General features: G+C 65.7%; 12 protein-coding genes and 1 tRNA gene. 4 read left to right on the plus strand and 9 right to left on the minus strand.

Going from position 1 to position 14,993, the window contains the following annotated elements; genetic code table 11:
- Positions 1-4 precede the first annotated feature (4 nt).
- The 4 genes from BS38_RS0103115 to galU all read right to left on the minus strand — a co-directional run bounded on the left by BS38_RS0103115 (position 5) and on the right by galU (position 2,906).
- Positions 5-77: transfer RNA gene (locus BS38_RS0103115), tRNA-Ala, on the minus strand.
- A gap of 205 nt (positions 78-282) precedes the next feature.
- Positions 283-1,248: a hypothetical protein gene (locus BS38_RS0103120; protein WP_231511018.1), complete on the minus strand. Its 966-nt coding sequence runs from the start codon at positions 1,246-1,248 to the stop codon at positions 283-285.
- 128 nt (positions 1,249-1,376) lie between these two features.
- Positions 1,377-1,994: a GNAT family N-acetyltransferase gene (locus BS38_RS0103125; protein ID WP_028269489.1), complete on the minus strand. Its 618-nt coding sequence runs from the start codon at positions 1,992-1,994 to the stop codon at positions 1,377-1,379.
- Between the two features lie 6 nt (positions 1,995-2,000).
- Entirely contained in the window at positions 2,001-2,906 is a 906-nt protein-coding gene (gene galU / locus BS38_RS0103130) for a UTP--glucose-1-phosphate uridylyltransferase GalU (protein ID WP_028269490.1), read from the minus strand.
- A 112-nt stretch (positions 2,907-3,018) separates the two neighbouring features.
- Here galU and BS38_RS0103135 point away from each other — a divergent pair, with 112 nt between their 5' ends.
- The 4 genes from BS38_RS0103135 to BS38_RS27875 all read left to right on the plus strand — a co-directional run bounded on the left by BS38_RS0103135 (position 3,019) and on the right by BS38_RS27875 (position 5,546).
- On the plus strand, positions 3,019-3,615 hold the full coding sequence (locus BS38_RS0103135) for a 5-formyltetrahydrofolate cyclo-ligase (protein WP_156037051.1): 597 nt from the start codon (positions 3,019-3,021) through the stop codon (positions 3,613-3,615).
- A gap of 138 nt (positions 3,616-3,753) precedes the next feature.
- Positions 3,754-3,993: an FmdB family zinc ribbon protein gene (locus BS38_RS0103140; RefSeq protein ID WP_028269492.1), complete on the plus strand. Its 240-nt coding sequence runs from the start codon at positions 3,754-3,756 to the stop codon at positions 3,991-3,993.
- A gap of 145 nt (positions 3,994-4,138) precedes the next feature.
- A complete protein-coding gene (gene cpaB, locus BS38_RS24240) occupies positions 4,139-4,867 on the plus strand; it encodes a Flp pilus assembly protein CpaB (RefSeq protein ID WP_081818797.1) in 729 nt (242 codons plus the stop codon).
- A 136-nt stretch (positions 4,868-5,003) separates the two neighbouring features.
- Positions 5,004-5,546 (plus strand): pentapeptide repeat-containing protein, encoded by a 543-nt coding sequence (locus BS38_RS27875; protein ID WP_331280038.1) that lies wholly within the window; start codon positions 5,004-5,006, stop codon positions 5,544-5,546.
- Between the two features lie 3,798 nt (positions 5,547-9,344).
- Here BS38_RS27875 and guaA read toward each other — a convergent pair.
- From guaA to BS38_RS0103175, 5 genes are all read right to left on the minus strand, one after another.
- Positions 9,345-10,934 (minus strand): glutamine-hydrolyzing GMP synthase, encoded by a 1,590-nt coding sequence (guaA, locus tag BS38_RS0103155; RefSeq protein WP_028269494.1) that lies wholly within the window; start codon positions 10,932-10,934, stop codon positions 9,345-9,347.
- Positions 10,935-11,031: 97 nt separating this feature from the next.
- Positions 11,032-11,559, minus strand: coding sequence for a DUF3817 domain-containing protein (locus BS38_RS0103160; protein ID WP_028269495.1), 528 nt, complete (start codon positions 11,557-11,559; stop codon positions 11,032-11,034).
- Positions 11,556-12,470, minus strand: coding sequence for an SURF1 family protein (locus BS38_RS0103165; RefSeq protein WP_028269496.1), 915 nt, complete (start codon positions 12,468-12,470; stop codon positions 11,556-11,558). Before BS38_RS0103165 ends, BS38_RS0103160 begins: the two co-directional genes overlap by 4 nt.
- A gap of 134 nt (positions 12,471-12,604) precedes the next feature.
- The gene (locus tag BS38_RS0103170) at positions 12,605-13,093 is read right to left on the minus strand and encodes a PTS sugar transporter subunit IIA (protein WP_028269497.1); all 489 of its coding nucleotides are present in this window, start codon (positions 13,091-13,093) and stop codon (positions 12,605-12,607) included.
- Between the two features lie 51 nt (positions 13,094-13,144).
- Positions 13,145-14,896, minus strand: coding sequence for a glycerol-3-phosphate dehydrogenase/oxidase (locus tag BS38_RS0103175; RefSeq protein WP_028269498.1), 1,752 nt, complete (start codon positions 14,894-14,896; stop codon positions 13,145-13,147).
- Positions 14,897-14,993: the final 97 nt, after the last annotated feature.

A 14,993-nucleotide genomic window follows, 5' to 3' on the forward strand; every position in this document is an offset into this window, starting at 1 on the left:
TCTGTGGAGCTAAGGGGATTCGAACCCCTGACCTCTTCGATGCGAACGAAGCGCTCTACCAACTGAGCTATAGCCCCGGGCAGCTGCCCTTCCCTCGGACCAACTTCGGGAACAGGCAAACCGGTGTCCCTAGGCTACAAACTATCGGCGCGCTTCGCCAGCCAGCTCCGGAATGTCTCGCTTCCGAACGGCTGCTCGGGAACCAGGTCCCGGCCACCGTCCGCGCGTTTTGGGCATAAAAAGCCCCGGGCAGCAATCGGCTGCCCGGGGCGGAGAGGCTGGCTAGGCTCGGCGGCGCTGCAGGACGTCGTCCAGGTTGCTCAGGGCGCTCTGAGCCTTGGTCAGGGTCTTGGGAGCGCTTCCGCTGGCTGCCGGTGCCGCGGCCGGACCCTGCTTGAGGGACGGTTTGCCAACTGCTTTCGGAGCCTCCGGCAGGTCCAGCGGCTCCGGGGCGGCCCGTTCGGCCTTGGCGGCTTCCACGTAAATGGGCTTGGGAACGTCGACAGGTTCCCATTTGGCTTCGGCGTTGACAGCCGATCCCGGTGCTGCGGCAGTCCTCAAGGCGGTGTCGCCCGAGGCCCTGGCTTCGGCGAGGGCAGCTTCACGCAGTTCCTGGGCCGTCAGCGGCTTGACCTTTGGTTTAGTTCCCGCCTCGGCATCAAAAAGCTGGCTTTCCGGGGCGTCCACGGCCGGTTCCCGGCTGGGACGAGGTACGGCAACCCGCATCTGCCGCTCGGGGGCAGTCATGGCTGCGCGGAAGGCCGCGTTCATTCGGGCGCGCCGGTCCCGCACAGCCAGCCGCCGGAGCCAGGCGACGGACGCTACAGCAGCCAAGAGGGCCCCGACAGGCAGCCAGGACGAGCCCATCCCGAACATGAGGAAGACGCCGGCCACAAGCCCGGTGAGCAGCGACACCAGTCCCACCAGCGCGAGCGCACATCGTCCGTACCGGATCCTCAGTGCGCCCGGGCGCGCCGTCGCCGCCCCCGGGCCGACGGCGGGTGTCCGGGATCCCTGCGCGGATCCGGTGGCCTGCTTGGTTTCCATTGAGTTCTCCTGCTGGGCGGCCATTTTCATGACGTTTCCGGCTTGGGGGTCTGCGGGTTCGGCAAAGTTGATTTCGGAGATCAACTCGGCTGCGGGCTGGAGCTGATGCTGGCGGTTTCTCAGTACATACGGGGCCACCCACACAATCCAGAGCGCGACAGCGACAACAAGGATCACTGAGCTGCTAAGGGGGAAGTCCACATTCAAAACCGTATGAGCAATTAGCCGACAGCTCTGGCATTCGCTCCGGTGTGTCGCAGGGCAGGTGGCAATTCAATGGATTTATGACGGAAAACACTTGGAGAATGTCGGGGCAACGCCGGGCGGGGTCAGGCCGGCCGGCTCCTCAGCCACCTGGCCAGCAGCCCCTCGGGAACTTCCTCGGACGTCAGGGCGAACGAGCGGTGGTCCGCCCATTCGCCGTTGATGTGCAGGAACCGTGGCCGGTAGCCTTCGTCCCGGAAACCAAGCTTCTCCACAACCCGGAGGCTGGGCCCGTTTTCGGGCCGGATGTTGATCTCCATCCGGTGCAGACCGAGGCTGCCGAAGCAATAGTCCGTGGCCATGGCAACAGCCGTGGGAGCGATTCCCCGGCCGGCACACGACTTGTCCACCCAGTATCCAAGCGTGGCCATCATGGCGGAGCCCCAGATGATCGATGACACCGTCAGTTGTCCGACGATGACCGGATCCCGCTGGCCCGGTGTCCGCTCCGTGATGACGAAGGGCAGCGCCGTGGCCTGCGCAGCCTGGGCGTTGAGGGACCTGACCATCTGCCGGTAGTCGGGGAGCGCCCCTCCGGGGGCCGGATTCGAGGCCTCCCAGGGAGCCAGCCACTCAGAATTCCGGGATCGGACCGCCATCCACTCCTTGCGGTCCCGGTACCGGATAGGGCGCAGCACAATATCGCCGCATTCCAGCGTCGCCGGCCAGATGCTGCCCCGCATGGGACGTTACTTGGCCAGTGAAGCGGTGAATTGCGGCAGCCACTCGCGCAGGCCGGGGCCGAGGTCCTCACTGTCGCAGGCCAGCTGGACGCAGGCCTTGAGGTAGCTGAGCTTGTCGCCGGTATCGTAGCGGCGGCCGCGGAATACCACGCCGTAGACGCCGTACCCTTCGCCTTCTCCGGCAGCCAGTTCCTGGAGGGCGTCCGTCAGCTGGATTTCCCCGCCCCTGCCCGGTTCGGTGCGTTCGAGGACATCGAAGACCGCGGGGTGGAGGACGTAGCGGCCGATCACGGCCAGGTTGGACGGTGCTTCCGCGGCGTCGGGCTTTTCCACGAGCTTGCGGATCCGCACAAAACCGTTCATGTCGGTCTCGTCGATGTCGGCGCAACCGTAGGCGCTGATCTGGGAAGGCTCCACTTCAATCAGCGCGACCACCGAGCCGCCTGTCTTGGCCTGGACTTCGATCATTTTGCTGAGCAGCTCGTCCCGCGCATCGATCAGGTCATCGCCAAGCAGCACCGCAAAAGGTTCATAGCCGACGTGCTGCTTGGCGCGCAGCACTGCGTGGCCAAGGCCCATCGGGTCGCCCTGGCGGACGTAGTGGATGTCACCGAGGTTGCTGGCGGCCTGGATGGCTTCGAGCTTGGTGGTGTCGCCCTTTGCTTCGAGGGTTGACTCCAGTGACGGGACCCGGTCGAAGTGGTCTTCGAGGGCGCGTTTGTTCCGGCCGGTGATCATCAGGATGTCGGTGAGGCCAACGTTGACGGCCTCTTCGACGACATACTGGATCGCGGGCTTGTCCACGACCGGCAGCATTTCCTTGGGCATGGCCTTGGTGGCCGGTAGGAACCTGGTGCCGAGTCCGGCAGCAGGAATGACAGCCTTGCGGACGGAAGTATTGGTGGTAGTCACTGGACTAATCTAGCGTCAGGGACCAAACATTGGGTAATTGCATTGACCGCCCCGGATGGCCCTCACCAAGGCCTCCGCCGGCGGGCCTGCTGACATGGAAGGACGGGCGTTGATGCCATCCAAGGACGAGATCCGCTCAGCCCACCGCACCCGGCGTGCAGCTATCCCTCCCGTCGGCCTGGAAGCCGCCGGAGCCGGTATTGCACGCCACGGCCTCCAGTGGGCCACCATGGTTGCCGCCGGCGAACGAAGCACTTTTGCCGTGTACCTGGGCGTGGGCTTCGAGCCCCCCACGCTGCCGCTCATTGCCGCGCTTCACGGAACAGGGCACCGCGTTCTCCTGCCGGTCTGCCAACCCGACCGGACACTCTCCTGGGTCTATTGGACCCCGGTGACCGACTTCATCCGCAGCAGTTACGCCCCCATCGATGAGCCGGTCGGAAAACAGCACGGCAACGAGGCCATGCGCGAAGCGGCAGGGATCTTCGTCCCTGCCACGGCAGTAGACCTATCGGGCAACCGGATCGGCCAGGGCGGGGGCTACTACGACAAGTTCCTCGCGAGTCTCGAAGATGAGGGCCTGCCGGTGCCCGCCGCTGCGGTGGTCTTTGACGACGAAGTCCTTCCCGCCGGCAGTATCCCCGCTGAATCCTTCGACCGAAAAATCCCGGTGGCAGTCACACCGTCACGCCTCGCGCAGCTGATGTGAAGCCGGCTCGCCGCGGATGATAGAATTGGCACTCAGGCCCTGCGACTGCTAAGGGAAGGAACCTGCCGAGGAACAATCGGCGGCGATTCCTGCCAGGCAGCACGGGACCTGCTCGTTTGTCCCAGAGGAGGATTACCAGTGCCCACGTATGCATACGCCTGCAAGGACTGCAGCCACGCCTTCGAGATCGTGCAGTCGTTTACCGACAGCTCCCTCACCTCCTGCCCCGAATGTGAGGGGACCCTGCGCAAGAAGTTCAACAGCGTCGGTGTCGTCTTCAAGGGTTCCGGCTTTTACCGGACCGACTCACGCGACAGCAAGGGCAGCAGCGTCTCTGCCGCTCCGGCGGCCGTTCCCGCTGCCGCAGCTGCAAGCTGACCTAAACCCGGCGTCCGCCGCCATATCCGGCGCGTGAGCGCCATCAGCGTTGGTCCGCCACTGAAGCTGCGCTGCGGCTAGCGGTTTTCCACATAGGACCTCCCCGGGCTGTCACCGCGACACGGCGCCACCGTAGCCTGACGGCATGCCATTCACCTTCCGCAACAACGGACCTTCCTCGCCGCGGCCCGGCTTTCGGTCGGGACGTCCCGGCCGTCAGCGCGTGTCCGGCGTGCAGCGATTCCCGTCATGGCTCAACCGCAATCGCAGGCTGCTGGTCGCGCTTCTGCTGTGCGCTGCTGCCGGCATTTCCGTCCAGCAACTGACGCCGGCCCCTGCCCGCACCGTCACTGCCCTGGCCTCCGCCCGTGACCTTCCCGCCGGCACTGCCCTCTCAAGCAACGAAGTGGTGCTGGTCGAGGTCCCGCCAGGGATGGTGCCCGCAGGAGCGTTCGCTGACACCGCCGCCATTGTGGGCAAGCAGTTGGCCGGACCGCTGCGCAAAGGCCAGCTGATCTCCGATACGCAGTTGCTCGGCCCGGGCCTGCTGGCCGGCACTCCCCCGGGATCGGCGGCCGTGCCTCTGAGAATGGCGGACCCTTCATCCATCCAGCTCGTGGCACCCGGCCAACTCGTCAACATCGTCATGACGAACGGCAGCGACTACGGCAAGGCCGCCGAATCGCAGGTCCTGGCGGCCTCGGTTCCCGTTCTCTGGACATCGGGCCAGGGCGGACAAACCGGACCATGGCCGGGGACCGGCGAAACAGAGGGGCTCATTGTGGTTGCAGCGGATCCGGACCAGGCACGAGCACTCGCCGGCTCGTCAACGCAGGGCAAACTCTTTTTCGTCATGGTCGGAGCACAGGGCTAGCTGCGTCCGGACCGGCACACTCCCCCAGAGGGGAAATCAGCCCCAGTGCGGCGGTTTCTGTTCCTGAAGCCAGGCATCGTGGTCGTAGTCAGAGCCCTGATCGCCCCAGCGCTTCGGGTCATCCTCGGAAGCCTTGTTGGGCAGCACTCCCGAGGGAACGCCGGCGCCTGCCGTCTGCGGGGTCCGGTCAGGCGCTACCCTCTCGGGTGCCGTTCTGTCGGGCGCTGTCCTGCCGGGCGCGGAATTGCCGGGCGCGGAATTGTCCGCCTCACGGTGCGGAGCGCCTTGGCTGTCCGCTGCGCTGTTGTTCGTGTCCATGCCGTTGTCCTTGATATTTTCCACTGCATTAGTGCGGGTCCTGACGGACTCCTCCGGGTCGTTGCCGCCCTGTTCCAAGGATACCGAGTGCCCGTCCGGAGCGGCGGATTCGCCGGAATCGCCCGGCTCTCGACTGCCAGCGCTGCCGGAGTCGCCGCTGCCGGAACGGGCTGCCGTTGCGTCCCCGTTGCGCCGGTCGGCGCTGTTTAAGGTCAGGTTGTCCACGTCGTCCTCGAAGAACGCCTGCGACGAGGAGGTGAAGCCCGTGACAGCCGGCTTCTCCAGCCCCAGGTACCCGCCGATCCGGTCCGCGCATGCGGACGGGTCCGTGAACACCTCGATGGTCCACAAGGGCATGTAGCGCCAGCCCAATCGTTCCAGCAGCTGTGGGCGGAGCCTGCTCCGTTCACGGACGCTCATCCGCCGGTACTGCTCCGTGCCGTCTGACTCGATGGCCACCGGCCGGGGGATGTCGGCTTCGTCGTGGCCGATGGAATGCACCGGGTCCGCGGCCGCGGCCACGTCAAGCACGCCGTCGTACTGGTGCCAGACCCGGGCTCCGCGGGCGCGCAGCCTGTCACCCAGGTCTGCCACCAGGGGATCGGCGCCCAGTGCCTGCTCGCTCGCTGCTGCGCGGGACGCCGGCGTCCCCAGGTCGGTATTGCCGGCAATCTCGCGGTTCAGCAGTTCATAGAAGTCGAGGGCGCCGTGGCTGAGGCGCGTGACGTCCAGGTCCTCCGGCTTGAAGCACGTCAGCACATGCAGTGAACGCCGGGCACGGGTCATGGCGAGTGCGAATTTCGCCCGGCCGCCCTCGGCGGACAACGGACCAAAATTGTGCAGCGCGCGGCCGTGCGGTGTGCGGCCGTAACCCGGAGAGAAGATCACGTGGTCCCGGACCAGGCCCTGTGCCCGTTCCAGGTCCACCACGCGGAAAGATTCGGGTCCGGCGCTGAAAAAGCTTGCCAGCAGGGGGTAGTTGGGCAGCTGAAGGCGGATGGCCTCGCCGATCCGGGCTGCGTGGCGGAGGCTGGCCGTGACTACTGCGAGGGACGTCCGCGGGCGCAGTCGGGCATGCTCGAAGACCAGGCCCACCACCCGGTTGACCTCGGCCACAGCGGATTCCACGCCCTCCTGGTCGGCGCTCGGAAGGCCGGTGCCATCCGGCAGGTATTCCACGAGCAACGCGCGGTCAAGCCCGGTGGCCGTCTGCCCCTCGGGGAGCCGGTGAAGGCGGCCGTCGTAGAAACTCTTGCTTAGCTGCAGCACCAGCTCCTCGTCCACTGCCCTGTACGCGGAGGTCAGGCGCCGGGTCGGCAGCACCGAGGACAACGCCGTGTAGGCACTCTCCACCGCCTGATGGGCGGTCTCCCCGGCAGCGAGCCGCTCGACGCCGACCGTGAACGTGCGCGGGCTTGCGATTTTGTCGTCGCCAAAGGCAATGACCTGCTTGGCCCGGGCGATTGCCGGAAGGACTGCCTGGAGGGAGGTCGCTTCGGCGTCGAGGATGACCACGGCGTCGAACTTCTGCTCCGCCGGCAGCAATCCGGTCATGAGGTAGGGGCTCACGGACCACACGGGCACCAGCATGGGAACCAGTGCCGGGGCCTGCGCCGTGAGGGCGGCCAACGTGACGCGGCCGTCCTTCAGGAGGCTGCGGAGCAGGTCCGCCTGCCGCGGGTTCTCGGCAATGCCGGCGCGCCACCGCTCCGACAGTGTCCACCGCAGCCGGGCAGCACCGCTGGCGATATGGGCATTGTCCGCCAGGCGGTATTCGGCTTCTAGCTGGCGCAGGGCATCGCCGTCGGACATTGCCAGGTAGTCGTCGCCGCTGATCATTGCTTCGAGGGCCGACTGCCACCAGGCGAGTTCCAGCTCCGAGGCAACGGACTCCGCGGGCACTTCACGATCCGCCAGGTCGGCGAGCAGTTCCCCGAGCCCGTGCTCGCGCATGTTCTCGATGAGCAGCGTGCGCTCCGGGAGGGTCTTGAGCGTCCGGGTGTCGGCCACAAGCCGCTCCAGGCGTTCCATCAGTTCCTCGTACGGAGTGTTCTGGAGGTCCCCGCCTGCTGCCGTGTGCTTCACGGCGGCACCCAGCTGCGCCAGCTCGCGTTCCAGGCTGCGGTACATCACGTTCACTTCGCCCAGGCCGGAAGGCACTGCCGGATGACGCTGCGTGGTGGCGTAGTCCGCCCAGAGCGCCCGCTGCTCCTGGACAAGCACCAAGGAGCTGTGGAGGTCGGCGATGTGCACGCCGGGACGGACGTATTCCTTGGCCACGCGGCGGAGGCGGGACCGCTGCATGGAGGGCATCTCGATGTTGCGTTCGCGGCGCCACGGGGAGGTGGCCGTCGCGGAGATGAGGTCGTGGACCGGACGGTCGAAGATGTCCGGGGTGAACTTGTCCAGGCTCTCCCTGACTGCCATCAGCAACTCGAGCTGGGCACCCCATTCGGAGAAGGTCGCACCCAGGCGGATCTGTGCGTGCTCTGCCACGTCGTTCATCCGGTGACGCAGCACGGGGAGGTTCTTCTCAACCGTACGCGCAACGTCCTGCGCTTCCTCGGTTTCCTTGCGGGTCAGGAGCCGCGCTCCGTGCCAGGGGCTGGCAGTCGCGGCCCGGCTGAAACTGCCCAGTTCGGCCGCACGGTGAAGGCGGCCGGCCAGTTCCTCACGGTCGCGGATATTGTCCAGGACACTTCGCTTGAGGCGCACTGTGGTGGCGGGAGCAGGCTGGATGGACGTCAGCTCAGCAAGCGACTGCATGGCCTGGTAGGGCGAGCAACCCCACCGCTGGCGGACGTTGTGCAGGGAGTCCACATGGTCCATGAGAGCGTGGCGGTGCTCGGCAAGGGTGGTGTGCAGGTTTTCCAGCTGGGGCTGAAGGGACTTTTCGTTCCGCATAATGGACCGGACCAGCTGTCCCTTGAGCTGCAGGGGCGTGACCGTTCCGGAGAGCGCAAACAGGATGGACTCCAGGCCCAGCGTCTCAAGCTGGGCCCCGATCTCGCTGAGGCTGGCGCGGCGGTCACCCACCACAAGGACGGTCTTGCCTTCGTCCACCAGGGCGCCGATGGTGTTGATGGCAGTCTGGGTCTGGCCCGTTCCCGGCGGGCTGCTGACGAGGAGGGAGTCCCCGGCGCGCACGGCGTCCACCACGTACTGCTGGTCCGAGTCGGCGTCGAGAAGCAGCAGTTCCTGGGCCGGGTCGCGCTGGTCGATGTCCTGGAAGCGGTCCTCCGCCAGTTCGGCCACGTCCACGGCCTCGCCGGCGGCGGTACGGGCCAGGGCAGCGACGAGGGCGTTGTTCTGGTTGATCCACGGGTCTTCAAGGTTCCCCGACAGGTCCGCGAACGTTGAAACGAGCAGGTTGTGCTCCACCTCGGCCCCGTGGATGGGCTTGATAAGCGTGCCCAGGCGGTCCAGGACCGGCAGGGGGTCGAACCGGGCCGTGCTGTAGGCCATCCGGGTCACAGCGTTGACGTCGAAGACAATGCCGTGGATGGTCTTCAGGTGCCGGATGAGCGCCGGATTGATCTGCGCCTGCTCCGTGAGCTGGAGTTCGTAGTCGTCCTCGCCCGGACGGACGGTCAGCGAAATGGCGGTGAGCATCACAGGAGCGGACACCCGCTGCGGCTTTCCGCCCACCGCCGACGTCCAGGACACCGTACCGGCCGAAAAATACCCGGCATCGATGCCGCGGTCGTTGCTGAGCTCGAAAATCTTGGAGCGGAGGTTGCGCGAGGCCCGGGCGGCCACCACGTACTGATCGTGGTCGCGGATCAGCGTGGACAGGCGGGTGCGCCGCCCCGCCATGAGCTGCGCCAGTCCGGAGGGATGCGCATGCGTGAGGTCGATGGAGCCTTCCGGGGTCTTGGTGAAACGAAGCATTGTGTCTGCTCCGGTGACCGGCTTAAGCCCGGACAGCCACTTCCTGAGCTCCTCGGAGCCCTCTGGGAGGCCTTGACCAACTGACACTACTGCCTTCTTTTCTGCGCTTGCACGTGACGCCCTGGACCATACCGGCATACTTTCGAGCGTAGCCCGAATCAGGGCCCAGTGAGGGTCCGCAACACTGGAGCGGGCCAAAATTGAGCCGGATAAAGCGAGAATAAAGCAAAGTGGCCGGCCTCATCGCTGAGACCGGCCACTCACACTGCTATTCCCACTCGATGGTTCCCGGCGGCTTGCTGGTTACGTCGAGCACTACCCGGTTGACGCCTTCCACCTCATTGGTGATGCGGTTGGAGATTTTCGCCAGCAGGTCGTATGGAAGCCGTGACCAGTCGGCGGTCATGGCGTCTTCGGACGACACGGGACGGAGAACGATCGGGTGGCCGTAGGTACGGCCGTCGCCCATGACGCCGACGCTGCGGACGTCCGCCAGCAGCACCACCGGCATCTGCCATACCTCGTTGTCCAGGCCGGCCGCGGTCAGCTCGGCACGGGCGATGGCATCAGCCTTGCGCAGCAGGTCAAGGCGTTCCTTGGTCACTTCGCCGACGATGCGGATGCCGAGCCCCGGGCCGGGGAAAGGCTGGCGGCCGACGATTTCCTGCGGCAGTCCCAGCTGGGCGCCCACGGCGCGGACCTCGTCCTTGAACAGGGCCCGCAGCGGCTCAACGAGCTCGAACTGCAGGTCTTCCGGCAGGCCGCCCACGTTGTGGTGGCTCTTGATGTTTGCAGCACCCTCTCCGCCGCCGGATTCGACGACGTCGGGGTACAGGGTGCCCTGGACGAGGAACTTGATCTTTTCGCCGTGCGCAGCGGCTTCGGCGATGATGGCCAGTTCGGCTTCTTCGAAGGCGCGAATGAACTCGCGGCCGATGATCTTGCGCTTGGTCTCCGGATCGCTGACCCCGGCCAGTGCCGCCTGGAACCGCTCCTGCTCGTTGGCAACGTAGAGCTTGACGCCCGTGGCTGCCACGAAGTCGCGTTCAACCTGCTCGGCCTCGCCCTCGCGCAGCAGCCCGTGGTCCACGAACACGCAGGTCAGCTGGTCGCCCACGGCACGCTGGACCAGGGCAGCCGCGACAGCCGAATCCACGCCGCCGGAAAGGCCGCAAATGACCCTGGCATCGCCGATCTGCTTGCGGATGCGGTCCACCTGTTCCTCGAGGATGTTCCCCGTGGTCCAGTTCGGTTCCAGCTTGGCGCCCTTGAACAGGAAGTTCTCGAGCACCTGCTGGCCGTAAGCCGAGTGCTTTACCTCGGGGTGCCACTGCACGCCGTAGAGGCATTTCTCTTCGTTGGCGAAGGCGGCAACCTCGGCGCCAGCCGTCGTCGCGAGCACTTCGAAGCCCTCAGGCGCCTCGTGCACGGAGTCGCCGTGGCTCATCCAGGTGTTCTGGTGCTGCGGCATTCCTTCGAGGACCGAGCGGCCCTCTCCCAGGAGGGTGGTTTGCGTGGAACCGTACTCACGCAGGCCGGTCTTGTCGACCTTTCCGCCCAGGGCGTTGGCCATGGCCTGGAAGCCGTAGCAAATGCCGAAGACGGGGATCCCGGCTTCAAAGAGGTCGGCACCCACACTTGGAGCACCTTCCGCGTACACGCTGGAAGGGCCACCGGAAAGGATGATGGCAGCGGGGTTCTTAGCCAGGAGCTGCTCGGTGCTGTACGTGTGCGGAACCACTTCCGAATACACGTTTGCTTCCCGGACGCGGCGTGCAATCAGCTGCGCGTACTGGGCACCGTAGTCAACAACCAGCACCGGCTTCTGGGAAGTCTGGGATGCAGTGGGAGTAGTCACCGTCCTAGACTACTTGGGCGCTTGCCCCGTCGCACCTTGAGACGGCTGTCCGCGGCCTAAAACCACTCCCGCGTTAGGGATCTCACACCGGCGCGGGTCAGTAGCGCTTGGACGCCTGCGGATTCGCTGCGAGTTCCGCTTCCACCTCTGCGTGGAACTTCTTCTCCACGAAGAAGGACAGGAACGGAACCACACCGCCCAGTGCGAGGATGATCAGTTTCGCGAACGGCCACCGCATCAGCGACCACAGGCGGAAGTTGGACATCAGGTACACGACGTACATCCAGCCGTGCACAATGAGCACGGCCACGGAGAGGTTCACTCCCCCGAGGACGCCCTGCGGCTCGGCATCGGCGAACCCGAAGCCAAACGGCTGGCCCGTCACCGCGTTGGTTCCGCCGGCGAACAGGTACTGGCCGAAGGCGTACCGCGCAATCAGTTCGGCGCAGAGCAGCAGCAGCATTCCGCCCGTCATGTACGCCAGGACCTTGTAGAACTTGAGTGCGGACCGGATCTGGGCTTCCGTTCCGCCGAACCTGCGCTTCTTCACGGTGCCCTTTTTTGCGGTGCCTGATCCGCTGGTCTCGGTTGGCTGTGGCTGGATGGCCGGCTTGGGATCGATCATGGCTGTACCTTTTGTTCAGACGGGCTGGGTTGTTCAGACGGGCTGGGTTGTTCAGGCGGGCTGGAATTTTCCGCTGTGCTGGCGTGGGGCTCGGCCGGCGGAGGCCCGTCGTCGTGTTCGTCGTGTTCGTCGTCGAGCTCGTCCTCAAGGTCGCGGCGGTAGTCGTCCTTCACCATGCGCCACCAGATGAACAACGCGAAGCCGGCGAAAACGATCCACTCCACGGAGTAGAAGAGGTTGAGCCAGTTCACCTGCTGGGCCGGGGGCTGCGGACCAATGCGCAAGGGTTTCAGTTCACTGCTGACAGCCGCCGGGCTGACGTCCGTGCCTCCCGCCAGCTCGGAAGTGGCTGCCACGAACCCCGGATAGCTGCTGACTTCCCAGACATTGATCAGTTCCGCCACGGAGACTGCCGTGGCGCGTCCGGCTTCGGGGGCAATGTTGGGCAGCGGGGCTTCGGACGGCAGGAGCCGTCCGGTCAGTTCAATAATGCCCGACGGCGGCGTGCCGGCTTCCGCGGGGTCCTCCACCCATCCGCGGGCCACCGGGATCCACGTTTGGGGCGACGCCCCGACGCCGTTGAGGACGGGGGCGTCCTGGACCGAAAATGCCGACACCACCCAGTAGCCCGTGGCGCCGTCGTAAAGCCGTCCCGGGACCAGCACTTGCTTGTCGGGGTCGTAGGATCCCTTGGCGGTGACCATTTGGTCCGCCACTGAGCCGTGAAAGAAGTCACCCGGTTGCAGCACTGTGGTGAGCGGCTTGCTCTCTTCGGTGCCGGTCGAAACGGGTGCTTCCGGCTGGGTTGACCGGCCGAATTGCCACTGGCTCAGCAGCACAAAAACCCCGGAAATGACGATCGCAAACACCAGGCCTGCGATCCAGCGGGGTTTGAGGGCAGTTTTCAACACCCATTAACCGTACTTCGTCCTTGTGTAGAACAACGAACCGCGGATTGCGCGAGCGGACAGCTGCGGGCCCTAGAGTGGGGCAGCCGGGTCCCTACGTGGCGACGAAGTCGACACGAAAGGGCCTGCCCCAATCTCTAGTGGTCGAAGAACACCAGGCTGGAGTTGATGAGTTCGGCGATGACCTCGGGGTCATAGGCCCGGCGGAGGGATTCGCGGAACGACTCCTTGGACAGCGAGCGGGCCAGCGTGGCAAGTACTTCCAGGTGGTCCGAGAAGGAACTTGCCGGCGTCGCAATCAAGAGGATGACCGTTGCCGGCCCGTCAGCCGCCCCGAAGTCCAAGGCATGTCCATACTTGGTGATGCCAACGGCAATCGACGTCCGGGACACGAACTCACTGCGTGCGTGCGGCAGCCCGACTCCGCCGGGCAGCCCCGTGGCCAGCTGGTGCTCCCGGGCGTTGACGTGCTTCAGGAAGCCGTCGAGGTCCGAGACGCGGCCGGCCGCGTAGAGCCGTTCAGCAAGCTGGGTGGCCGCATCCGTCTTGTCCTTGGCATCAAGCTCAAGAATCACCATTTCCGGTGTGGTGAGTTCGGCATCGTACCGGTCCAGTGGTTCCGCCAAGAGTTGTCCCTTCAGTGAGGCAGGAGGCGCGGGTCAGTCATCCGCCTTGTGTCAGCGCAACGGGACGATGTCCTCCACACCCAGCCGCGCGGCGTCGGCAGATTCATCGTCGGGCTGCTCCTGGCTCAGCCGTTCAGCTTCCACCCGGGCAAGGTAATGCTTGATTTCGCTTTCGCGCTGCGCATCGCTCCAGCCAAGAATTTCTCCCATCAGCTTAGCGACTACCGGGACAGCGGACACACCCCGGTCCCAGGACTCGATGGAAATGCGCGTCCTGCGGGTCAAAACGTCGTGTACATGACGCGCGCCTTCGTGCGTGGCCGCATAGACGGCCTCGGCCTGCAGGTAGTCGTCGGCGCCGGGCAGCGGTTCAGCCAGGGCCGGGTTCTCCTTGATGAGCGCCAGGACCTCCGTGGCCATCGATCCGTAACGGTTGAGGAGGTGCTCGATCCGGGCCACGTGCACGCCGTACTCTTCGGCCGTCCGGTTCCGGCGGTTCCACGCCGCCTTGAACCCGCTGGCACCCAGCAGCGGAATCGTATCGGTGCAGCTGGGGGCGACACGTTCGTCCATGCTTCGCGTCGCTTCATCGACGGCGTCCTTGGCCATGACGCGGTACGTGGTCCATTTTCCGCCCGCCACCACCACGAGGCCGGGCACCGGGTGGGCCACCACGTGTTCGCGGGACAGCTTGGCGGTCGAGTCGTTCTCCCCGGCAAGGAGCGGACGCAGCCCGGCGTAGACTCCTTCCACGTCTTCCCTGGTCAACGGCCGCTTCAGCACCTTGTTGACGTGTTCAAGGATGTAATCGATGTCCTTGCTGGACGCCGCCGGGTGCGCTTTGTCCAGGTGCCAGTCGGTATCAGTGGTGCCGATGATCCAGTGCCGGCCCCACGGGATCACGAACAGCACCGACTTCTCGGTCCGCAGGATCAGGCCGACGGTGGACTGGAACCGGTCGCGCGGCACCACGAGGTGGATGCCCTTGGACGCACGCACCTTCAGCTGCCCGCGGTCGGTCACCATTGCCTGGGTTTCATCGGTCCACACGCCGGTGGCGTTGATGACCTGTTTGGCCCGGATGCTGAACGTGGAGCCGTCCTCGCGGTTGACCACCTTGGCGCCCACCACCCGCTCGCCTTCGCGCAGGAAGTCGACCACAGCCGTCTGGTTGACCGCGTGGGCGCCGTAGTACGCGGCCGTGCGGATCAGGTTGGCCACGTATTTGGCGTCGTCCACCTGGCCGTCGTAGTAGCGGATGGACCCGACAAATGCATCGTCTTTCAGGCTTGGCGCCGCACGCAGGGTCCCGCGGCGGCTCAGGTGCTTGTGGAAGGGCACGCCCCGCTGGTGGCCGCTGGAGATGGACATGACGTCGTAGAGGGCAATTCCGGCGCCCACATAGGGCCGCTCCAGGAAGGGCTTGGTCAGGGGGTAGAGGAACGGCACCGGCCGGGCCAGGTGGGGTGCGATCTCCGACAGCAGGAGGCCGCGTTCGTGAAGCGCCTCCTTGACCAGCCCGAAGTCCAGCATCTCGAGGTAGCGCAGACCGCCGTGGATGAGCTTGGACGAGCGCGACGACGTACCCGCGGCCCAGTCGCTGGCCTCCACGATGCCTACGCTCAGGCCGCGCGTGACGGCGTCCAAGGCGGCGCCCGTACCCACGATGCCACCGCCGACGATGAGGATGTCGAGTTCCTTGCCCGGCTCCATTGTTGCCTTGAGCGCCGCCATTGACGCCTCCCGGGCTGCGGGGCCGAGCGCCCCCTGGGCAAAGGACGAACCTCCGGAAGAACTGTTCATTTCACGCCTCCATCCGCATCAAACCTCGTAGTTCACCAGACTACTTCCTAGGCATGCGGATGGGCAGGCCCCGCTTAAGGCACTATGGGTGCCGGTT

Source organism: Arthrobacter sp. UNC362MFTsu5.1 (assembly GCF_000685965.1).
Lineage (GTDB): Bacteria > Actinomycetota > Actinomycetes > Actinomycetales > Micrococcaceae > Arthrobacter.

Bases quoted from the DNA above. Each gene is read 5' to 3' on its own strand.
- cpaB (WP_081818797.1), top strand. From the start codon at position 4,139: ATGCCATTCACCTTCCGCAACAACGGACCTTCCTCGCCGCGGCCCGGC.
- BS38_RS0103135 (WP_156037051.1), top strand. From the start codon at position 3,019: ATGCCATCCAAGGACGAGATCCGCTCAGCCCACCGCACCCGGCGTGCA.
- BS38_RS0103160 (WP_028269495.1), bottom strand. From the start codon at position 11,559: ATGATCGATCCCAAGCCGGCCATCCAGCCACAGCCAACCGAGACCAGC.
- BS38_RS0103175 (WP_028269498.1), bottom strand. From the start codon at position 14,896: ATGAACAGTTCTTCCGGAGGTTCGTCCTTTGCCCAGGGGGCGCTCGGC.
- BS38_RS0103125 (WP_028269489.1), bottom strand. From the start codon at position 1,994: ATGCGGGGCAGCATCTGGCCGGCGACGCTGGAATGCGGCGATATTGTG.